The organism is Paenibacillus sp. FSL R5-0749, assembly GCF_038595085.1.
In the GTDB taxonomy this organism is placed as follows: Bacteria; Bacillota; Bacilli; order Paenibacillales; family Paenibacillaceae; genus Paenibacillus.
The window spans coordinates 401,964-422,918 of the sequence record NZ_CP152005.1; the positions used below are offsets into that span (position 1 = coordinate 401,964).

The window sequence follows — 20,955 nt, forward strand, 5'->3', positions numbered from 1 at the left end:
TCAACATTATTTATGAGTTTTATGAAAATATTTTTCGATTTTATAGGTATTTAGGATTACATCTGTTCTATAAAAAAGAATCTGTCTCTCCCTTAATGCACATCTTGTGGTATATTTCTAAATTAATGTGAAATGAAATTTTGCAAATTGCGAAATCCACAAGGCATGTAACTGATCATGTTGAATACACAAAGAAGTTGTTTTCATGAAGAATGGACCTAGATGGATCTACATCCATATATATCGGTTGATGGAGACAAAAATTGGAGAGGGGTTGTACCGCAGTTGGACCAAAGTACATTACAGATATCTGGACAGGAGAGCATGAAAGAGGTCCAGGATCATGCTACATTCATGCAGGGGGTCAAAGATTGTATCCCAACCTTGCTTGGTTATTTGAGTATTGGTTTTGCAGCGGGTGTCATTGAAATGACCGCAGGTCTGAGTCTGGCGGAAACGGCGCTGCTCAGCCTGATTCTATATGCAGGATCGGCCCAGTTCATTGCGGCGGGCATGCTCGCATCGAATGGGTCAGCGGTAGCTATCATATTCACCATATTTTTTGTGAATCTTCGTCATTTGCTACTCAGCGCAGCTGTATCACCGTATTTTCGGCATCTGACCCCGCTTAAAAATATGTGGATCGGTTCATTGCTTACGGATGAGTCTTTCGGCGTGGCGATGACACGGGCGATTGGTAGGGAAAGGCTTAGCGAACGGTGGATGCACGGTCTGAATATTACCGCATATCTGAACTGGTTCGTGGCTAATATGGCGGGAGCGTACTTTGGACGCTGGATCACCAATCCGGAACGACTGGGTCTGGATTATGCCCTGCCTGCGATGTTTATTGGACTGGTTGTACTCCAATTGGTGCATCGTAAAAACAAAAAAATACATATCAATGTGGCGATCATCGCTGTGGTCTGTGTAATCTTCGCCAGCATGGCTTCACTAGGCAGCATGAGTGTCATTGTGGCTGCGGTCATTGCGGCAACGTTGGGAGTGTTCATGGAACGATGGAAGTAAGATGGGATGTATTCTGGATTATTATGGGGTCGGCGCTATTAACATTTATCCCGCGTGTACTGCCACTGATGCTGTTCAGCAAGATACAGATTCCCATGTGGTTGTTGCGTTGGCTAGAGTATGTACCCGTAGCGGTCATGGCAGCATTGATTGGTCAGGAACTGTTCATGTCGGACAACCAGTTGGTGCCGATTACGCATAATGCAGCTCTGTGGGCTTCCCTGCCGACGATTGCAGTAGCGATCTGGACACGCAGTCTGCTTGGAACCGTACTGGTCGGTATTGTGGCTATGATGATCTTGCGATACTGGATCGGATAATAGCTTGGTTGTATTATAACATCCGGTAATTCCTTCGCCTGATCGGTTAATACTGTTCTATAAAGGATAGATAGTCTATCTGAGCGAAGGGAGCTGGATTCATGAGTAAACTGAAGCGCAAGCTGTTAATTACGGGAGCTGCCGGAGTCATTGGTCGCAGTCTGTTGGAGGGGCTGAAAGCCAAGGGTACGTATGATATCGTTGCAGCGGATCTGCGTGAGGATGAGGAAGCTGGCATTGTAGCCATGGATGTGACAGATGGAGAACACCTGAAAGAACTGATGAAAGGGGTTCACACGGTTCTGCACATTGCATGGGCTAAGGATGAGGAAGATTTTCTGGGCAAAGTTCTACCGATCAACGTAACCGGGGCCTACCATGTGTATGAAGCAGCACGGTTGAACGGTGTTCAGCGAGTGATCTTTGCAAGTTCCAATCATGCGACAGGATTCTATCCTACAGGTGAGGATATTGAAGTGGATGATCCGTACCGACCGGACAGCTTCTACGGACTTAGCAAATGTTATATTGAACTGCTGGGACGTTATTATGTCGACAAATATGATCTGTCCTCCTTCAATATTCGGATTGGAAACTTCTCTGGTGATACATACCCGCACTCGCAGCGATCGGCTCACATCTGGATCTCGCCAAAGGACATGGTTCAGCTCGCTGAATGTTGTATTGAAGCGGATTCGGATATGAAGTATTTGAATCTGTATGGGACCTCGGCGAATACGGATAACTATTATGATATTGATTATCTGGCGGAGAAGATTGGATACATTCCACAGGATGATGCGGCCGAGCTGTGGGAAGAGGCAAAACTTAGGGGTGTACCCGATAAACAGGATGAGACCGCCTTTCAGGGCGGAGGCCATGTGGAGAAAGAACCGAAGGATTCTTAAGAAGACCACACTTTGTGATGAAAACGCTATTTTCTATTATAGCCGAAAGGGATAAAATGGAGACTGAGGTGTTTAGTGTTTCCATTTTGCACAAGAGGAAGGAACGATTTCAATCATGAGTACAAGTCCATCCGTTATATTGTTTCAGGGAGACTCGATTACAGATGGGGGAAGATCACGCAATGATGATCCGAATCATTTTCTCGGACACGGATATGCGTATCTGATCTCCAGCAAACTGGGTATGGAACTGGCGGGCAAACATAAGATCTTCTATAACAGAGGCATCAGCGGGAATCGGGCATCTGATCTGTACGCACGCTGGAATGAGGATACCATTAGTCTAAAACCGGACCTGATCAGCATCCTGATTGGGGTGAATGATGCTTGGCGCACGATGAATGGTGAACCTAGCGGGGTAACGGATCGTTTCGGACGAGCATATCGCCATTTGCTTGAAGAAACACGGGAAGTGATGCCGGATACGGGGCTGGTTTTGATGGAACCGTTTATCCTGAATACCGGAGCGACTGCTGAGAAATGGGATGCCTGGGAAGCGTATATCGATCAATATCAGAAACTGGCTCAAGGTCTTGCTGAAGAATTCGGAGCGGTGTGGGTGCCATTGCAGCAGACGTTTAATGATGCTCTGAAGCATGCGGATGCAGCGTATTGGTTATGGGATGGCGTCCATCCAACCGCGGCAGGTCATGAGCTGATTGCACGCCAATGGTTGTCTGTTGTACAGAATTCTCCGCTTGCAATTGTGTAACAAACAACGGACAGTTGCGATATGGACAGCAGCATTAAAGGGTTTCAAAATTCTTTGATGATATAAGATAGCTAAGAACATGAGATAGCCATCAAAAGCCTGTGTTGACAGGCAGAATGCAACGGAGAACCTGACGAGGGTTCTCCTTTTTTTGGTTTTGGAAGGAGAAGGGCATAACGCGGTGGAATGGATTCTAATGGATAATTCTTCAAAAGTGCTATCATATCCGGTAAAATGAAATCGATTACATTATAATATATAGGTATGTCAATCCATTAACGAAGAGTGGTGAATCCAGTGGAAGATTCCATTCACGAAGTCGAAAATGAAAATATAAACCAACGTGGAAATGAGAGCAAAGCAGCAGGCTCCCTACGTGCCGACAGACTTCGAGAGCAGTTGCTCCGACCTGAATTGGCTACGTTATACACGGACTTGAAGGCTTATGGTGAACGCGCCTTGTTGGAACCCTTGCCCTCCTTGTCGTTCGGTCTATACCGCCAGTTCGGGGATACGGGTGAGCGGAAAGCCTATGAGCAGGCTTATTTCGATCGAAGGGGCAGGCTGGCTGCTGTGGCAATGCTCGCATTGGATTCGGCTAGGCCGGATGCACTGCAAGGGCTGGAGGAAATGTTGTGGAACGTGTGTGGTGAGTATACGTGGTGCTTGCCCGCACATCTCGGGACGGGAGAGGTCGATCAGGTGAATGGGAACATCGATCTGTTCGCCGCAGAGACGGTACATATGCTGGCAGAGATGGTGACGATTCACGCCGAACGACTGGACCCCCTTGTCATAGAGCGAATCAGGTTCGAAGCAGAACAGCGAATCTTCACTCCGCTTTACCGGGATCAACGGAAGTTCCACTGGCAGACAGCGGATCACAATTGGTCGGCGGTCTGTGGTGGCTGCTGCGGCATGGCCGCATTGTTGCTGCTCGAGGATGAGTCCGCAATACGGGAATCAATCTCCCATACGGTCAGCTGTATGAACGCATTCCTAAGTGGTTATGGCGAGGATGGCGGCTGTGCTGAAGGCATCGGATATTGGGTATATGGATTTGGTTATTTCACCTATTATGCCGAGATGCTTCGTGAGTACAGTGAGGGCGAACTGGATCTGCTGACAGGTTTCAAAATAGCAGCCATCGCAGCCTTCCCGCTGCGAGTTCATCTGTCGGGCGGCATATTCGTGAATTATTCGGACAGTGCCGAGCAGGAAAAGATTCCTTCCGGATTACTCTCGCTGCTCGCGTCCCGGGTGGGGTTGCAGGTAGGTCTGCCGCTTCATATTCCACTGCTTACCGATGATCCCTGTCATCGCTGGGCACATCTAGTGCGGAACGTAATGTGGAGCAATCCGGCAGTATATGGTGATGAAGGAGCCTCTGGACAGGTTGAACGAGGATTTATTTTTCAAAATCTGGGCTGGATGGTTGCGAAGGGTGTGCTTGATTCTCCAGGTAACCAACGTTCCAGCGGCGCGCCCCTTCATGTGGCTGTTTCCGTTAAAGGCGGGCATAATGATGAACCTCACAACCATAATGATCTGGGTCAGTTCATTATCCATTGCGGGGGTGAGAATATCCTGTGTGATCCAGGAGCAGGGTTGTATACCCAAGCGTATTTTGCACCAGGCAGAGAGCACCTGTTCCACATCTCGTCATCCGGGCATAACGTTCCGCTCATTGAAGGCCAGGAGCAAAGCTCGGGCCGGCAAGCGCAAGCCCATGTGTTAGAGGCAAGACTGGCAGCGGATAGCGGTGAGCTGAATACAACATTGGATCTGACATCCGCATACCCTGGAGCTGCTTCATTGGCTCGTTATACACGTCAATTTCATTGGAAGATGGCTTCTGAAGGTAGCGGGAGTGGGGCGGAATTGCGTCTAATTGACCGTTTTCAATGGAAGAGCAGGATGGTGCTTTCGACAGAACGATTCTCTTCGGTGGACGATTCAGATGCAGGATGTTCGAGCGTAGTGGAGCGCTGGATGAGCAGAGTACAACCTGAGGTGGTGAAGAGCGGTAACCTTCGCTGGCAAGGTGTGCATGGAACGGTCCATATGACGTATGATGCGAACCAGTGGCAGGTTTTTTCGGAGGTTATGAACACAGTTGATCATGACAATGATCCCGTCACATTCTATCGGACGTCACTATCATGGATAGGGGCAGTGGGCGACAGCGATCATGGGATCGAAGGTGATGCCCCACTTGAAACGGTATGTGAGGTACGCTTCATCATTGAACCGAAAAAGGGAGAAAACGAGGTGAGCATGCATGAGTGAATATACATCTGTGTCCACGTATCCATGGAAAGATGAACTCAAACGTTACCGGACGTTGGCAGAACAAGCGGGCCCCGCTCCGGCAGACGGCTGGAATCAGGATCGCAAACTGGAACTTGTGGAGAGTATTGTGCGCGCTTACACCCCGTATCAGGACAGCGATGGTGCAATCATCGATCCGTTCTCGGGTGTGGAGAGATATTACTCTACTCCAGCTTATGCGATGGCTGCGGCAGTCCTGGTTAATGCGGGACGTACGGATCTGCTTGATTCTGCCGCGGCGGCCCTGTCACAGAGCATTGATGCCGTGGTCAAACGTAGCGCACCTGACAATCACCCTGATTTTTTCCCGGTACTCATGATGAGAGCTTACATGTTGTTGAAGTCACATCTGCCTGAACAAGCCAAGATCTGGGCAGAGGCGCTCAAGACGATCCATCCTGAACAAGATTATGTATTTACGATGAGCAACATGAATAATCCCAATCGCATGATTAACTGGAACGCCATTATGATCTCTGGCGAATATCTGCGGTGGCATGAACAGCTGGCAAGTGAAGATACAACGTGGATGGATCGTTATCTGGAAGCTTATCATCTGCCCCGATTTACGGCACTTGGTTTGTATCAGGATGGACCGCTGGACCGTCCGAACTGTCCATTTTCCTATGATATTGCCACCCGTTATCATCTGGGCGTGATGCTTGAGGCGGGTTATGAGGGAGCCACTGCCGATAGGTTACGTGAGCAGCTGCACCATGGTGCCTTCAGCTCGCTACTGACGCTCTCGCCATTAGGTGAGATTCCACCGCGTGGTCGCAGCTCTCAGCACCAATGGAATGAAGCGGCCGCCGCTTATGTATGTTCTACACATGCAACTCAGGCTCTGGAGGCGGGAGATCCGGTGATGGCTGGTGCTTTTGCACGTGCGGCTAATCAATGTTTTGCTGCTGTGGAGCGCTGGAAAATGGATGATGGGCGCCTGAAAATCGTGCGCAATGAATACGCACCAGAAGATCGGCACGGGTATGAGATCTATACCAACCACACGTGTTACAACCTGTGGACAGCAGCAGCACTGGCCCACGCCTGTCTCAGTGATCCGGGAGACCAAGTGAGCCAAGTGTACCTTCCTTCCGAGGTGGGCAGCCGAGTGTTGCAGACCGATGGGTGGTTCGAAACCGTGATTGCATCCGTACCTGGTCAGCAACTGGTAGTACACACAGCGATGAATGATCCGTATACGATCCCTGGTTTGGTACGAATTCAGCAGACGGGGTTACCTGGTCTGATTGGTCCGTCCGCTGCCAGCCATGTGCAGGCCGGATTCACGGAATTTGCCGAAGGGGTGGTCCGTCCGCTCAGCTATTGTCCTGCCTGGAAGACACCAGATGGGGTATGGCATAGCCTTGCAGAGGGTATTCCATCGGGTGGTGCGTATGATCGGGATGTTGGATTAGACCCTGCTCAGGGAGGTGGGTCAATCGTGTATGAAAAAGTGGGCCAGGATACGTCGAATCAAGTAGAGGGACATTTGGCGGAAAGAGCTGCGGAAGAGGGGATAAACGCCTCAGAGAATTCTTTTGCTGTGACATGGGTTGGTCCCTTGCCTGGTGTTGAAACCTTGCGCACTCATTATGTGCAGCAGGCAGACTTGCTGACCATAACGTATGAATTCCAAGGTGAGATTGTGGCGGCAGGTGCACTCATCCCGTTGATGTTCCATGATGGTCGTGAACAGGCGGTGATTACCCATACGGATCAAAGTGTGCGCACTACGTATCGGGGGGCATATGTCGAATCTACAGCGCTGGATCAGGAAGCCATTATTCATCTGGAGGATCAGGTCGTGGCTTCCCGTAATGGGTTGCTGAAAGAAGCGCGGATTGAAGTGAACGGAGCACGTAGTCTGACCTTTACGGTCCGATTGGGTGAGGTTACACAGGAAGGCGTTTAGGTCGAGGATCATTAGATCTGAAACATCGCAAAACACTCGAAGCATAGTTAAACGTGTTATTCGTGGATGATTGGTGATATTTAGCTGATCGATATTGTAGTGACGGCATAAGACACTAGAGATAAGTTGAGATCGATCTGGAGCATCGAGCAGAGATGTCCGGTATTGAATCGGGGAGGGATATGTTTATGAACACATCAACGTCGGTAAAATGGCTGGAGGAAGCGTGGCAACAGGGAGCTGCCAAAACGATTCGGAATGCAAAGCGGATCAAGGATACATTTCCGCACATTGCCCCGCAAGGGACGTATGACCAGAATGATCCGGAATGGTGGACAGCAGGTTTCTGGCCTGGCCTGTTAAGGTTGGTCTATGGGGATGCACCGGAAAGTGAAGCGGTCGCTCCGCTGCATCGCATTGCCGAAAGTTGTGAGCGGCAGCTGGAAGGTTGTCTGCGTGATCCCGAATCGGTGGATCACGATCTGGGGTTCATCTGGCTGCTTAGTGGCGTAGCCAACTACCGCCAGACGGGCAGCATGGATGGACGGCGGCGCGGCATGCTCGCCGCCAACCTGCTCGCTGCCCGGTTCCATGTGCGCGGTGAGTTCATCCGCGCCTGGAACTTCAGCTCGTCAGCAATGGATACGCGCGGCGTAGCCATCATTGACAGCATGATGAACCTGCCGCTGCTCTACTGGGCATCCGAGCAGAGCGGCGATCCTCGCTTCCGCTGGCTGGCGGAAGCACATGCGGACACCGTGGCGCGCGAATTCATCCGCGCTGACGGGTCCATCTGCCACGTGGTGGAGTTCGATCCACACACGGGGCAGAAGCTGCGTGAGCATGGCGGACAGGGCCATGCTCCAGGTTCCGCCTGGGCGCGGGGCACCGCCTGGGCGCTGCACGGGTTTGCGCTGTCTTTCCGGTATACGGGCGAAGCCCGATATCTGGAGACAGCGGAGCATGCGGCCGATTTCTTCCTCGCCATGCTTGGCGAAGAGATCGTGCCGGTGTGGGATTTCCGCGCACCTGCGGAGCATCGGGTGGCGTGGGACTCGTCCGCTGCGGCGATTGCCGCAAGCGGGCTTATAGAGCTGGCGAAGCTGTCGCCACGCGGGGAAACCTATGCCGCCGCGGGAGAGCGAATCGTCCGCGGCTTGCATGAGCACTACAGCTCCGGTGACTCGGCAGCGGAAGAAGGGCTGATCATGCAGGGAACGGTGCATTACCCGGAAGGGCGAGGGCTGAATGTGCCGATTATATACGGCGATTATTTCTATATGGAAGCGCTGGCGAAGCTGCGTGGGCGTGAGGGGTTATTTTAAAAAGAGGAATGGAGAACTGAGAATGTTGTAATCCATCATCACCTGTCCGCATAAGGCTGTCTCCAGTACCAGGAACGCTATCCCTTCTATTGGAGACGGAGTATACCCAAGCTTGAGCTTTGAATGGACAATCGAGGTGAGCGGACAGGCGGATGGTGTACATAATTGAAGGAAAACAAATGAATATCTGGCGTATGAATATCTCATTCATACGGGTCCGGTTGGGGTGCAGAATTGCTATGCTCTACTGAAAGAATCACTTTTCACTTCGAAGATGTGCGTCTCAGGATAACAAAGTCGGCAGATGATTGATCCGGATATCGCTGCGGAATAATCTCATGCACCTTGAAATCCGGGTAGTCGTAGAGATAATGGAACAGATTACGATCCTGGATGGTATCGACCCCGGGGGTGTCGTTTTCTTTCAAACGGGTGTAAAGCACCACCCATGCCGTTGAAGAGTGCAGAATATCATACAGGGTATTACGAAAATCGGTTTCATCCGTGATGTGATATAACACATCCAGACAGACCGTGAGATCGGCTTGCAGAAAACCACGGTTAATCCACAGGCCTGGTGTATACAGCATGAAGCTCTTGGACGGATCTTTGGCAAACTGGGAAGCACAGCGTTTTATCGAAGAAGCGGCGACATCAACGCCCAGGTAGTCCTCATAATTCATGTATTGCAACTGGTTGCCATCCCCGCATCCAAACTCAATGACTCGATGAATACCTTCACGTTGAATCAGTCCATTCACGACTTCGGCCTTGAATTCAGCCAATACTCCGTATGAACCTCTCCCGGAAGTTTCACCTGAGCGATATGTTTTCTCCCAATACCCGATGTAATCAAAAGGTTGAGGCATAGGTTTCCTCCAATTCTGTTAAAAGAAGTTCAAGACAGTCGATATACATAGGTTATGCACGTTAATCGCAGGTATGAACGGTTGAAACCGGAATAGAAGAAGAATTAATTTCCATAGAATTTCCTGAAAATTCCCTGAAAGTCTAAACATCTGGAAAGGACTTGCCGACATTATACATAAGGAAAAAAATGATGATAATCGGGGGGAAATGATGTTAAAGCCAAGATTGACCAAGTACATGGTGATGATGCTGGTGTTGATACTGAGTATAACCAACGTAGGCTTGGCCGCTGCGGCAGACAAAGAACTGTCCAAAATTGTGGTTTCCAAGAATGAGATGTCGCTCGAAGTTGGTGATTCCAGTTCCGTTACGGTGACAGGTGTATATTCTGATAATACGTCGGCAAACGTAACGATCAGTTCATCCTGGAGTACCAGTGATACTTCGATAGCAACTGTATATAATGGCGCAATTACAGCCAAAAAAGAAGGTACAGCAACGATTACGGTAGCGTACCAGGGTCAGAGTCAGACCGTTCAAGTGAAAGTGACAAAGAAGGTCAAAGCCCTTTCGAAAAACGTGCAAAGTTTGGATTTGCGCACAGGAGATTCGAAGGATATCGTTTTGACAGCAATCTATAGTGACAATACACCGAACGATAAGGCTTCTGAGATAGCAGAATGGTCTACCAGTGATGAGAAGGTTGCTACCGTTGTGAATGGTAAAGTAACTGGACAAAGCGCGGGTACAGCTGTGATTACAGCCAAAGTTGGCAGCCAAAGCGTGACGGTGGATGTTAACGTTGAAGTGGTTAAGCGTGTAGATGTGGATAAACAGCAGGTTAACCTGTTGTTGAACAAAAGTGAAAGTGTGAAAGTGACGGCTACGTATCCAGATGGTACAACCAAAGATGTAACCGATCTGGCGGAGTGGACATCCAGCAATGAAAAAGTTGCAGATGTTCTCAAAGGCGAAATTACAGGATACTCGGCAGGTTCTGCCAAGATCACAGCCAAATACGGTACGAAATCCGTATCCGTTGACGTGGATGTGGATCTGACCAGCAAACTGAGTGTGGAGAAACAAAGTATTTTCTTCCGTTTGGGTGGGGACAAGAATACAGCCAATATCGTATTAACGGCTTCTTATCCAACTAGCAGTGATGTGAATGTAACGGATCAAGCGACTTGGACATCCAGCAACGAGAAGGTTGCAACGGTGTTTAAGGGACAAATCACAGCCATTAGTGCAGGTTCAACAACGATCAAGGCAACCTATAGTGGCAAAACTGTAGAAATTGCTGTGGATGTAGATACGGCAAGATATTTGGATATCAAAGATGTGAATGACAAGCTCGCCATGAGTGTTACGGGTGATAACAAGTCCAAAACATTGGTAGCCAATGCTGAGTATATTGATGGAAGCACAGAAGTGGTAACGTCCAAAGCAACATGGACTTCAAGCAATGCAGATGTTGTCTATGTATCCAACGGAGATCTGATTGCTTACAAATCCGGTACAGCTACGATCACTGTAACTTATGGCGGTAAAACAGCCAAGTTTACCGTAAATGTTGACGTTCCGGACAAGTATGAAATGGATAAGAAAAAAGCTTCAGTAGCTGTTGGTGGAACGACCAATGCCAAAGTACTGGCGATTTACGGTGAGACATCCAAGGATGTATCCGAAGATGCAACCTGGAGCAGCAGCAGCGACAAAATCGCTGAGGTAGATAGCAAAGGGGTTATCACAGGTGTTGCCACAGGTAAAGTAACGATTACTGCAAAAATTGAGGGCAAAACGCTGACTCTGCCTGTTGAAGTAGGTATGGCTAGTGGTCTGGAAGCCGATGTGAACTTCGTCGTATTGTCTGCCAAAGAAACACAGACCATCCTTCTAACAGGTACGGATGAGGACGGCAACACACTGGATGTTACATCCGAAGCAACCTGGAAATCCAGCAATGCTCGTGTAGCAGATGTGAAAAAAGGCGTGATCACAGGTAACAGCAGTGGTAAAGCCAACATCACAGCAGAATACGGCTCCAAAAAAGTAACGATCCAGGTTGAAGTGGATGTCATCTCACGTATTGAAGCATCAGAGCCAGTTCTTTCCCTGAAATCAGGCGATACAGCTGATCTGACAGTAACTGCTTTCTTGAGCGACGGTAGCGAGCGCGATGTTACGGACAAAGCGGAGTGGAAAACGAATAAGTACACTGTTGCTCAGGTGACTAAAGGTAAAGTCAAAGCTGCAGGTTCAGGTAAAGCTAAAATCACAGCCAAATACGGCAGTAAGTCTGTCACAATTGCCGTAGATGTGGATACACTGAAATATTTGCAGACGGATAAAGTAACGTTGACCATGAAACCTGGTGAAAAGGTAACTGTGGCGGCAACTGCAACGTATGCTGATGGCAGTGAAGCTAATGTGTCCAAACCGGCTCTCTGGAAATCTTCCCGTATTGCAACAGCATCGGTGAAAGATGGTGTCATTCAGGCGAATGGTAAAGGTAAAGCAACGATTACGGTGACATTTGCAGGTGTGAAAACGAAAGTAACCGTAGTGGTTGAAGCGAAGTAATTGTTTTTCCTAATGGGAGTATGAAACGCGCAATATAAAAAACGGTGACCCTGGCTTGATCGCTGGGGTCACCGTTTTTTGTCTATAAACTAGAGAGCTTGTCTTCAACTGGCTGAAAGCCGAAGTATACCTTATCGTGTCCCGAGCGGGCATGTGCCCTGCGTCCTGAATATGCGAGCAAGCGATGAAGACGCCGCAAAAGATGGACATGCCAAAACAGAGTTTTTTCACGTTTCACTAGGATTTTATCGATTCCAACATGATCCAGTGTGTCGTCATATCGCGTACGAATGAAACAGGGGATATCTGCGTTAACGAATCTGAGACATCTTATTCAAGGAGTTGGAGCATTTGCAGAAATCTAAGGAATCTGAGACACGCTATATCGGAAAATGCAGTCTTTTATAGCCCTTTTCTCAAGTGATTTTGGTATATAGCGTGTCTGATGTTCCTTACAATTTAAAAAGAGGATTATAAGAATAAATAAGATGTCCTCGGTTCCTTAGAAAATGAAAATGGAAATAAACATAGTCTTGCTATTCGCCAAAGTTACCCACTATGTTTCTATAAATACATCGTATGGGACAGCACCAGTGCACCATAGGCAAAAGCGATCACGATTAGAATGGCTGGATGCAGCTTGGTCTTGGTCATGACCCAGAGCGAGATGCCGGCAATGATTAATGTCTGCCAGATGCCGATGGAATCAGTGGATAGCTGCCCGAATTCCCATGTGAGCAGAATCATGAGTACAGCGATAACAGGCTGCACGAGTAAAGTCATACCTTTGACTTTCGGTGACGTGCGGTGTTTGTTCAATAGACGAAGTAATAAAATCAATGCGGTTGCGGAAGGCACGATTGTGGCAAACGTTGCGATAAACGCCCCAAACCAGCCCGCCACGTGATACCCGACGAATGCAGCAATTTTGGTTGCGATCGGGCCGGGAAGGGCATTACCGATCGCCAACACATCCCCGAATTGCTCTGTGGTCATCCAATGGTAATGGTTCACAATCTCTTCCTGCATTAGCGGAATGGAAGCCGGGCCGCCCCCATATCCCAATATGTTTGCTACGAAAAATCCCCAAAATAATTCCCACCATGTCTGGAGCATCCTCAGGACACCCCCTTATCGGAATTGCCTTTGGATTTGAAGCGTTGGACCAGATCCAGATGGAAGACACCATATCCAAGGAAAACCGCGATCACAATCCCTGGATGGATGTTCAGCAGCTGTAACGATACAAAGGCAATCACCCCGAATAGGGCGGCAAAAACTTTGCCGAGCCCCTTCCAGGCCTTCATGGCAAATTCATAAGCCATCATGCCCAGCATGACAAAAATAACCGGTCGAACAGCGGCTACCATACCTGCAACCACTTTTGACTCGCGCAGCGCGTACATGGAACCGAGCAGAGCAATAATGGCAATGCTTGTCGGCAAAATATGAGCGAGTACGGACACAATCGCGCCCAGTACACCTTTGGTTTTATAGCCGAGATATGCGGCCATCTTGGTCGCGATGGGACCCGGCAAGGCGTTGGCGATAGCCAAAATCTCGCCGAACTCCTCATCACTGACCCATTTGTAACGTGTAACGGCTTCGTAACGGATCAACGGAATAACCGAAGGACCGCCGCCGTATCCGAGAATTCCGGTTCGTACCATTCCGATGACGAGACCGTTGTAATCTTTCCAACCCATGCTGATTTCCTCCTAGAGTCTCATGCCCATCCGGCTTTTATAGCGTTTCAACAATAACTGTGATTCCACTTTGACGATACCTGGCATCTTATAGAGCTTCTCCAGCAAGAACTGCTCCATCTCTTCCATATCTGCAAAAATACCATGCATATGTAGGGTACTAGGCCCTGTCATATGATAAAGGCTGGTAACGGCAGGCTCTTCGTCCAGTTTCTCCGCGACTTCATCCAGGAAGGGCGGTTCCACATCGACATTGAAAAAGGCGGAGACCTGGAGCCCAACCTTGCCAGGGTTGATCACCACGGTGAAGCGTTCGATGATTCCTTTTTCGGATAACGCATTAATGCGTGCCTGAACAGCTACACGCGACAACCCGATCTGTGTACCCAAGTCCGTATAGGATATCCGGCTATTCTTGTGAAGTGCGGCAATAATTTTGCGATCCATCTCGTCCAGATTGTACATTTGCGGAATTTCTCCCCCTTTGGAGGAGCGTTTCTCTGACATGTTGACCATCCTTTTCTTTCGCTATATGAAATGAACAATGAAATTTTACTGAACATACAATGTGTATGTGGCATTCATAGTTTAATGACGAATCGTAACTGGAGTCAATCTATTTATTATCATTATTGAATTTAACCGATTTTAAGCCTTCATTTTGTCATTTTGACCAATCGGAAAGAAAAAGGCCACTCGCATAATCTAAGGGCGAGCAGCCGGTTAAATAGATAGAGTTGGAATGTAGCGCCAGGCACGATACGAATCAGGTCCGGTTATCGCTGAGCTGTCTTGGGCAGGAAAAGGGTAACAGTTGTGCCCTCACCAGGCTCGGAAGAAACTCTCAACGTTCCACCTGCACCACGGGCACGCTCTTCCATGCTGAACAACCCAACACCATTGCCAGCGGTTGCTTCGCTGAATCCAGCACCCTGGTCCTCAATAATAACCATCGTCATGTCCTCAGCGTCTTCTACAGTAACACGTGCCTCGGCAACATCGGCATACTTCGCGACATTGGTTAAGGCTTCCTGAATAATCCGGTATATGGCGATCTCCCGGTTCATCTCCAGCCGTTTGCGCAGATTACATTCCAGATCAACTTCAATTCCGTAGTGACGGGTGTAATTCTCAATATACGTACGAATTGCCGGAACAACACCCAGGTCATCCAAAACGGATGGTCTCAGTTCCCATGCCATCCCGCGTACATCTTCCATAATACCCGTGACCTGCTTACGCAGTGCTTCAACTCCGGCGTGAGGCTGGTCTGCCAGCAATCGGTCCATCTGAATCACCAGAGAGAAGAGACTCTGTCCAATCCCGTCATGCAGTTCACGCGAGATCCGGCGTCTTTCCTCTTCCTGAATGTTCATGACCTGGGACATCATCTTCTGCAATTCACCTTCGACGGATTTCAGCTTGGTGACCTCGCTACGTACAGCCAGGTATTGATACGGCTCGCCGTCATTATCGAGGAAAGGCACGATGGTGGTGTTGACCCAATAGTAACTGCCATCTCTGGCACGGTTGCGAATCTCCCCGTTCCATACCTTGCCTGAGGATATCGTGTCCCACAGGTTTTTCATAAAGGCTTTGCCATGGTATCCGGAATTAATGATTCGATGATCCTTACCGATGAGTTCTTCGCGCTCATACTGCGAGATCTCACAGAATTTATCATTCACATACTGGATCTTCCCCTTGCGGTCTGTTAAGGCCACAATGGAGGACTCATCCAGAGCAAACTTCAGATCACTCAGTTGATGCAGGGAGCCCTTCAACCTGCTGCGAAATTCATTATCGGTAATGTGATTATCGATTTCGTTCAGCAGAAGGCGTACGGGCTGGTCTGCGAGTCCACTTAGTCTGTTCTTGCGTGCACTACTCAAAGTTCAGCAACCCCTTTTTCATGGCGAACTTCACCAGTTCCGGTCGTGTACGCAGGCCAAGTTTCTCCATCAGATTGCTTTTGTGGGATTCGACCGTTTTGACACTGATGATCAGATGTTCGGCGATTTCCTTGTTGGCGTAACCTTTGGCAATCCAGGACAAAATCTCTTTCTCCCGCTCGGATAACGTGTCATATGGGCCGGCGTTTTCCTGTTTGGCTTTGTCCAGGTATTCACTCATCAGCCGTTTGGTCGCACTGGGGTACAGATAGGCGCTACCCTCTGCTACGGAACGAATCGCGGCAAGCAATTCTTCATGCGGCGCACTTTTGAGTATATATCCCGATGCTCCCGCATGGATGGCTCGGAATAGATATTCTTCATCGTCATGCATGGTCAGTATTAGAATGGAGACATCCGGCATCAATTTCTTCAATTCAGCCGTAGCGGTCAGACCGTCTTTGCCTGGCGGCATGCTGAAATCCATCAAGACCACATCCGGTTTTAACTCTTGAGCTTTGGCAATGGCTTCATCACCATCTGCGGCATCCCCAACGATATGTATATCATTCTTTCCTTCAAGTAAAGCAATCAGCCCGGATCGCACGACAACATGGTCGTCTACAACTAATAGTTGAATCACATGATTTCCCCCTGTCCGCTTCCTCAGTTCTATCTATATCATAACAAAAAAAGAAGCCATTCAGAGCTTTAATCTCCGAATAGCTTCTCTCACTCAACGTGTGGGACAGAAACATGAAACCTTAATGTTCTGTTTGGCCGAAACGTTCCTGAATCATATTGGCAATTTCCTCGACCTGTGCCTCCACGGCAAGAGGATCATATGGCCAGAACCGTTCCCCATCCAGCTTGAACACTCGATTGTTCTTCACGGCGTCTAGGGATGACCAGATCGGTGATGTTTCATCGAGCGAACCACCATTGGATAAATCCAGGAAAATATAATCACCGGCATAATCCGCCAGTTTCTCCTCGGATACAGTTACAGTATCTTTATCCTGATCAATCAGTTCCTTTTGTACAATGTCTGGTGCTTTCAGTCCGAGCTGTTGGTAGATGGCTTGCCCACCGCGGTTGACACCATCTCCGTTAACATACCAATCCTTACCAAAAAGACTGAAGTTGGAGAAAGTTGTACCTTCTTTGACCAGCCCTTGAATGGAGTCCTTGGCTGACTTCACTTTTACTTCGAATTGGGACAACCAGTCTGCGGCTTCCTTTTGTTTGTTTAAGATTTCTCCAAAAGCAGTGATTTCCTCGTGCACATTGTCGTATGTACCATAAGGGATGATGAGGGTCGGTGCAATTTTGCGATATTGCTCATTCAGCTTCTCATCTCCACCTACAGTGACGATCAGGTCGGGCTCAAGTGAAAGAATTTTTTCCACTGAACCACCGTCAATACGACCAATGTCTGCTACGCCTTCAACCAAATCAAGCACATAAGGGCTTTCTAGCTCATAATCAGGTGCGCCTACTGGTTTGACGCCAAGTGCGAGAAAATCAGCGAGGTAGCCCTGCGTCACAATCCGCTGCGGGTTCGCTGGGATTTCAACGTCTCCATTAGCGGTGGATATGACCTGCATTTCTGAGGCGCTGTCTGCCGGTTGCTCTTCTGTAGCTGCAGTCGAGGAAGGTTTGTTTTCTGTCGTTTCTGCGGCTTGGCCTGAGCAGCCAATAATTCCAATCACCAGTACCAGGAACATAAGCCCAGTCCACCATTTTGATTTAACCCCTGTCATTCTGCTTCTCCCCAATCAATAATGATTATCTTTCTCAATAAAACCTCCTTAGTATCGTAGCTTTTGGATACAAGTATCGTCCATCTCAAAATGTGACCTCTTGAGCATGGACAATGGTTACCTATTCTTTTCACCATTCTCCCGAATCAGGATATCTACCATAAGCTGAAGTTGCTTTTCCAGAGCCAGCGCATCATTACACCAGAATTGTTCCAGCTTGAGAGGATATATCCGGCTCTTTCCGTTATTCATAATCTTGTTCCAGTGTGGTCGTTCCCTGAGTTTGACTTCTGCATCATGATAGAGACCGCCTTCATGTGAGGAAAGCACGAGAAACATATGGTTTGCTGCATATTCCGTCAATTGATCTTCCTGAATAAACTGATGATTGTTAGGTACCAGAACGTCATGCAGGATACTGGGAGGAGGTGTAAGATTGAGTCCGTAATATACGTTGTATGCCGCTCTGGCGGTTGCATTCCAGATACAGATTGTGCCATCTTCCCAGAGTTCATATAATCCAAACGTTTCATCAGGCCCGATCACAGCCTCAAGTCGTTCAGCTTCACTGCTGACCAGTGAGGTGTAGTGCTCTATCCAGTCTGCGGTAGCCTGCTCCCGACCTATGATTCGCCCGATGAGTTGAACGGTCTCCAGTCGATTTAACTTGTCCCATGGCAGGACCATAACTGGAGCAATCTGTTCCAGTTGTTCGAGCTTATGGGGCAAATAGTATAGATAATCCGGCGCAATGATCAGATCAGGCGGTTCATTTCGGAGGATTTCTTCCACAACATATTCATCCAAATCCAGTACATCATGCAACTCGTCTTGGATTAACGGTGACATAGCCCAGGGTAGGAATGAAGCGGCAATGGGTTGAACGCCTAAGGCTAACAGATCTCCTGTGTACTGTACGGTAGCTATTCGTCTTGCGCGGGGCTGTAGTCGGTATTCACTTGGACTCATCCCGGTAAACTGCTTAAATTTTCGACTTAAGTATAAACCGTCGGAGTATCCCACAAGCAGCGCAATTTCATTTAAGGTGGCCTGCGTGGACAAGAGGTATTGCTTCGTCTTGTCCATACGAACTCGGGTCAAGTGAGCCTGAAAGCTGCGTCCAACCTGTTTTTGAAAGAACCTGGAGAAGTAGCTCGCATTAAACCCGGTTAATCTGGCGAGTTCTTCACGGGTGAGATGACTGTCATAGTGATGATTCATGTAGCGAAGTGCTTCACGAATTATACTGTCTACCATTTCTGTAGAAGGTTTAATCGCCAGCTTGAATAATTCAAGCAATTCACTCAGTAGGTAATGGGATCTGGCTTCTTCGGTCTGGACACTTCCTGTCCTTTTTTCGGAAAGTTCCTGGATGATTGCCAGCATTCGCAGAACCTGTGGACTTGCTCCGGTCTTCGAACCATGTGAGGGCAAGTTCGCTGATGAAAGCTGATAAACACGCTTGTCAGGACTCTCTTCCGTTAATTCATAATCCTGGAAACCGATATGATACAGGGTGAGGGCAGAAGGCGGGGGATGTATCAGCTCCAGGGAGCACTGGGAATGTAGAAAAAGTAACTGTCCTTTATGTAAAACACCGTGCTCATTACCATATCTATAGTCCACCGTCGCTGTGCAGGTAACCAAGGAAGGCGTTTTTATGGAAATGGTACTGTTGTGCTGTGTGGGTTCCCATGGCATAACACTGGCATTTGTCAGTACAAACATATCTGTGGCCTCCTTAGCTGTATATTCTATCTATGAATATATGGATGTATGGACTCGATTATATCAATCTGTGTAAGTGACGTCGATGTATACAGATGAGCGAAGACAGGTGAACAGACTAAGGCTTGCTCCGCTGTGAATAACTATAATAAAAAAAGCCTTGATACTCCCCTAAGGAAATAACAAGACTTCTTCTATATTAAAGACAGATGTTGTTATCCAAACACCTTCGGCTGAAGACGCAGAGCGACCTGCTCAGTCTGCAGGACCATATTTGGTGAAAAGGTGCAAGGCAGTCTGCTGCCAACGAGCAGCACGGCACCAGGCACGCTTCCTTCCTGGAACACGGGGACTGCTATGGCACTTACCAGTCGCTCAGCAAGCATTAACGGGCAACGACCGGGTGTATGCTCCCCGGGGGACTGTGCATCAGATCGGGCTGTGCGTCCAGTTCGCAGGGCTGTGCCTACCAGATCTTGTCCGGGGCGCATCTCCATGCGTTTCACCCGTTCATTACTGGACCCAGATGTAACCTTCCAGCGTAGCATCGTCCCGTTCAGACAGGCAAGTCCACAGAAGTCACTGGATGTGCTCAGGCGCAGGCCATCGATCATCTCCTGAATACCAGATGGCAGTTCATCATGCATGAGGGGACACTTCCTTTTTTTTCGGAATATAACGTACATAACGGTGTAATTATTATCATTAACCTTCGAACAGGATCATCTTAAATTAAGGGTATTACGATGGTAGTTCTATTGTAGACCCATTCTCGGTCATTGTAATTCAGGGAAAACCCCTATTTCCGTTCCGTAATCTACTGAACTTGGGCAGTGGAGGGCTCCTGATCCAGGTACATCAAGGGATTGGAAGAATGCGAAGGATGAGGCATATCGGTGAAATGTGACTTTTCTCACAGCAAATTCAGGGAGTTTCTTGTCAATGATCAGGTAATCCCCCGATAACCCTGAGGCTACTTTCGCGATATGATGTATACATAAGGAATCACCGAGGGGGACGAAGGTTATGGGTACAGTATTTGTAGAAAGAACAACCCAGAGAACAGCGCAGAAACAAACGGAGGCGGGCAAAATGACACGAGAAACAGGCGGAATCCTTTCGTTCGTTACATCTGAGCAATGGGACCTGATTGAAGCAAAAATGCAACCCAAACGGGTGAAGTCGGGGTATAGTCTCTTTCTCGAAGGCGATGAAGCCGGATATCTGTACTACATTCGTTCGGGACGAGTAAAAATGACCAAGTCGACGGAGGATGGCAAGGAAATTATTTTATCCATTCAGCAAAGCGGCGATCTCATCGGTGAATTTGGCGGTATCGGTGGATTGAATCATAGCTATAGTGCAGAGATGGCGGAAAAAGGGGAACTGGCCATTATCTCGCTTAGCGATCTGGAAAGTATACTCAGCAAACATGGCGACCTTGCCTTGAAATTTTTGCAATGGATGGCATTGTCGCAGCGGATCACCCAGTCGAGATTCCGTGATCTGCTGCTCTACGGCAAGGCGGGGGCGCTCGCTTCGACACTGATCCGTGCCAGCAATTCGTATGGCCGGATTACACCGGACGGTATAGTGCTCGACATGAAGCTGAACCATACCGATCTTGCCGAGATGATTGGAGCAACCCGGGAGAGCGTAACGCGGATGCTTGGGGCATGGAAGGAACAAGGTACGCTAGATATGATGGACGGCAAACTGATGATTCGGGATCTGGCAGCCCTGCGCTGCATGTGCGGATGTCCCACATTTCCAAGCTGCCCTGTAGAGCTGTGCCGATTGTAAGGTAGATCGT

18 protein-coding genes are annotated in these 20,955 nt (G+C 48.5%); 9 read left to right on the forward strand and 9 right to left on the reverse strand.

What is annotated here, in order from left to right:
* The first annotated feature begins 324 nt into the window (after positions 1–324).
* The 7 genes from MKY85_RS01930 to MKY85_RS01960 all read left to right on the forward strand — a co-directional run bounded on the left by MKY85_RS01930 (position 325) and on the right by MKY85_RS01960 (position 8,600).
* The gene (locus MKY85_RS01930; RefSeq protein ID WP_339242875.1) at positions 325–1,029 is read left to right on the forward strand and encodes an AzlC family ABC transporter permease; all 705 of its coding nucleotides are present in this window, start codon (positions 325–327) and stop codon (positions 1,027–1,029) included.
* The gene (locus tag MKY85_RS01935) at positions 1,020–1,349 is read left to right on the forward strand and encodes an AzlD domain-containing protein (protein WP_062837141.1); all 330 of its coding nucleotides are present in this window, start codon (positions 1,020–1,022) and stop codon (positions 1,347–1,349) included. The genes MKY85_RS01930 and MKY85_RS01935 overlap by 10 nt, the downstream gene beginning before the upstream one ends.
* Positions 1,350–1,459: 110 nt before the next feature.
* Positions 1,460–2,257 carry an NAD(P)-dependent oxidoreductase gene (locus MKY85_RS01940; RefSeq protein ID WP_342573247.1) on the forward strand — a complete coding sequence of 266 codons (798 nt, stop codon included), beginning with the start codon at positions 1,460–1,462 and terminating at the stop codon, positions 2,255–2,257.
* 115 nt (positions 2,258–2,372) lie between these two features.
* Positions 2,373–3,029 carry an SGNH/GDSL hydrolase family protein gene (locus tag MKY85_RS01945; RefSeq protein ID WP_342571643.1) on the forward strand — a complete coding sequence of 219 codons (657 nt, stop codon included), beginning with the start codon at positions 2,373–2,375 and terminating at the stop codon, positions 3,027–3,029.
* Between the two features lie 297 nt (positions 3,030–3,326).
* A complete protein-coding gene (locus MKY85_RS01950; RefSeq protein WP_342571644.1) occupies positions 3,327–5,318 on the forward strand; it encodes a heparinase II/III family protein in 1,992 nt (663 codons plus the stop codon).
* Positions 5,311–7,275, forward strand: coding sequence for a glycosyl hydrolase (locus tag MKY85_RS01955; protein ID WP_342571645.1), 1,965 nt, complete (start codon positions 5,311–5,313; stop codon positions 7,273–7,275). The genes MKY85_RS01950 and MKY85_RS01955 overlap by 8 nt, the downstream gene beginning before the upstream one ends.
* Before the next feature lie 188 nt (positions 7,276–7,463).
* Positions 7,464–8,600 carry a glycosyl hydrolase gene (locus tag MKY85_RS01960; RefSeq protein WP_342571646.1) on the forward strand — a complete coding sequence of 379 codons (1,137 nt, stop codon included), beginning with the start codon at positions 7,464–7,466 and terminating at the stop codon, positions 8,598–8,600.
* A 263-nt stretch (positions 8,601–8,863) separates the two neighbouring features.
* Here the strand turns inward: MKY85_RS01960 and MKY85_RS01965 are convergent, their stop codons facing one another.
* Positions 8,864–9,469, reverse strand: a complete 606-nt coding sequence (locus MKY85_RS01965; RefSeq protein ID WP_342571647.1) for a class I SAM-dependent methyltransferase — start codon at positions 9,467–9,469, stop codon at positions 8,864–8,866.
* Positions 9,470–9,677: 208 nt separating this feature from the next.
* On the opposite strand from MKY85_RS01965, the gene MKY85_RS01970 reads away from it, so the two are divergent.
* On the forward strand, positions 9,678–12,053 hold the full coding sequence (locus MKY85_RS01970) for an Ig-like domain-containing protein (RefSeq protein ID WP_342571648.1): 2,376 nt from the start codon (positions 9,678–9,680) through the stop codon (positions 12,051–12,053).
* Positions 12,054–12,617: 564 nt separating this feature from the next.
* Here MKY85_RS01970 and MKY85_RS01975 read toward each other — a convergent pair.
* The 8 genes from MKY85_RS01975 to MKY85_RS02010 all read right to left on the reverse strand — a co-directional run bounded on the left by MKY85_RS01975 (position 12,618) and on the right by MKY85_RS02010 (position 19,789).
* Positions 12,618–13,169, reverse strand: a complete 552-nt coding sequence (locus MKY85_RS01975; protein ID WP_342571649.1) for a chromate transporter — start codon at positions 13,167–13,169, stop codon at positions 12,618–12,620.
* A 2-nt stretch (positions 13,170–13,171) separates the two neighbouring features.
* On the reverse strand, positions 13,172–13,759 hold the full coding sequence (locus MKY85_RS01980) for a chromate transporter (protein WP_307540492.1): 588 nt from the start codon (positions 13,757–13,759) through the stop codon (positions 13,172–13,174).
* A 12-nt stretch (positions 13,760–13,771) separates the two neighbouring features.
* The gene (locus MKY85_RS01985) at positions 13,772–14,266 is read right to left on the reverse strand and encodes an Lrp/AsnC family transcriptional regulator (protein WP_062837151.1); all 495 of its coding nucleotides are present in this window, start codon (positions 14,264–14,266) and stop codon (positions 13,772–13,774) included.
* A gap of 269 nt (positions 14,267–14,535) precedes the next feature.
* Positions 14,536–15,651 (reverse strand): PAS domain-containing protein, encoded by a 1,116-nt coding sequence (locus MKY85_RS01990; RefSeq protein ID WP_339239187.1) that lies wholly within the window; start codon positions 15,649–15,651, stop codon positions 14,536–14,538.
* Positions 15,644–16,294: a response regulator transcription factor gene (locus MKY85_RS01995; protein WP_017691068.1), complete on the reverse strand. Its 651-nt coding sequence runs from the start codon at positions 16,292–16,294 to the stop codon at positions 15,644–15,646. Before MKY85_RS01995 ends, MKY85_RS01990 begins: the two co-directional genes overlap by 8 nt.
* A 121-nt stretch (positions 16,295–16,415) precedes the next feature.
* On the reverse strand, positions 16,416–17,414 hold the full coding sequence (locus MKY85_RS02000; protein WP_342571650.1) for an ABC transporter substrate-binding protein: 999 nt from the start codon (positions 17,412–17,414) through the stop codon (positions 16,416–16,418).
* A gap of 117 nt (positions 17,415–17,531) precedes the next feature.
* A complete protein-coding gene (locus MKY85_RS02005; RefSeq protein ID WP_342571651.1) occupies positions 17,532–19,142 on the reverse strand; it encodes an AraC family transcriptional regulator in 1,611 nt (536 codons plus the stop codon).
* Positions 19,143–19,357: 215 nt separating this feature from the next.
* Complete coding sequence (locus tag MKY85_RS02010) at positions 19,358–19,789, reverse strand: GAF domain-containing protein (RefSeq protein WP_339258454.1); 432 nt, start codon at positions 19,787–19,789, stop codon at positions 19,358–19,360.
* 379 nt (positions 19,790–20,168) lie between these two features.
* Here MKY85_RS02010 and MKY85_RS02015 point away from each other — a divergent pair, with 379 nt between their 5' ends.
* Positions 20,169–20,945: a Crp/Fnr family transcriptional regulator gene (locus MKY85_RS02015; RefSeq protein ID WP_339239189.1), complete on the forward strand. Its 777-nt coding sequence runs from the start codon at positions 20,169–20,171 to the stop codon at positions 20,943–20,945.
* Positions 20,946–20,955 lie beyond the last annotated feature (10 nt).

What these genes read in the sequence shown, in the direction of transcription:
- MKY85_RS01945 (WP_342571643.1), top strand. Translation starts at nt 2,373, where the DNA reads ATGAGTACAAGTCCATCCGTTATATTGTTTCAGGGAGACTCGATTACA.
- MKY85_RS01970 (WP_342571648.1), top strand. Translation starts at nt 9,678, where the DNA reads ATGATGTTAAAGCCAAGATTGACCAAGTACATGGTGATGATGCTGGTG.
- MKY85_RS01930 (WP_339242875.1), top strand. Translation starts at nt 325, where the DNA reads ATGAAAGAGGTCCAGGATCATGCTACATTCATGCAGGGGGTCAAAGAT.
- MKY85_RS02015 (WP_339239189.1), top strand. Translation starts at nt 20,169, where the DNA reads ATGGGTACAGTATTTGTAGAAAGAACAACCCAGAGAACAGCGCAGAAA.
- MKY85_RS01985 (WP_062837151.1), bottom strand. Translation starts at nt 14,266, where the DNA reads ATGTCAGAGAAACGCTCCTCCAAAGGGGGAGAAATTCCGCAAATGTAC.
- MKY85_RS01935 (WP_062837141.1), top strand. Translation starts at nt 1,020, where the DNA reads ATGGAAGTAAGATGGGATGTATTCTGGATTATTATGGGGTCGGCGCTA.
- MKY85_RS01965 (WP_342571647.1), bottom strand. Translation starts at nt 9,469, where the DNA reads ATGCCTCAACCTTTTGATTACATCGGGTATTGGGAGAAAACATATCGC.
- MKY85_RS02005 (WP_342571651.1), bottom strand. Translation starts at nt 19,142, where the DNA reads ATGTTTGTACTGACAAATGCCAGTGTTATGCCATGGGAACCCACACAG.
- MKY85_RS02000 (WP_342571650.1), bottom strand. Translation starts at nt 17,414, where the DNA reads ATGACAGGGGTTAAATCAAAATGGTGGACTGGGCTTATGTTCCTGGTA.
- MKY85_RS01980 (WP_307540492.1), bottom strand. Translation starts at nt 13,759, where the DNA reads ATGGGTTGGAAAGATTACAACGGTCTCGTCATCGGAATGGTACGAACC.
- MKY85_RS01975 (WP_342571649.1), bottom strand. Translation starts at nt 13,169, where the DNA reads ATGCTCCAGACATGGTGGGAATTATTTTGGGGATTTTTCGTAGCAAAC.
- MKY85_RS02010 (WP_339258454.1), bottom strand. Translation starts at nt 19,789, where the DNA reads ATGCATGATGAACTGCCATCTGGTATTCAGGAGATGATCGATGGCCTG.
- MKY85_RS01960 (WP_342571646.1), top strand. Translation starts at nt 7,464, where the DNA reads ATGAACACATCAACGTCGGTAAAATGGCTGGAGGAAGCGTGGCAACAG.
- MKY85_RS01955 (WP_342571645.1), top strand. Translation starts at nt 5,311, where the DNA reads ATGAGTGAATATACATCTGTGTCCACGTATCCATGGAAAGATGAACTC.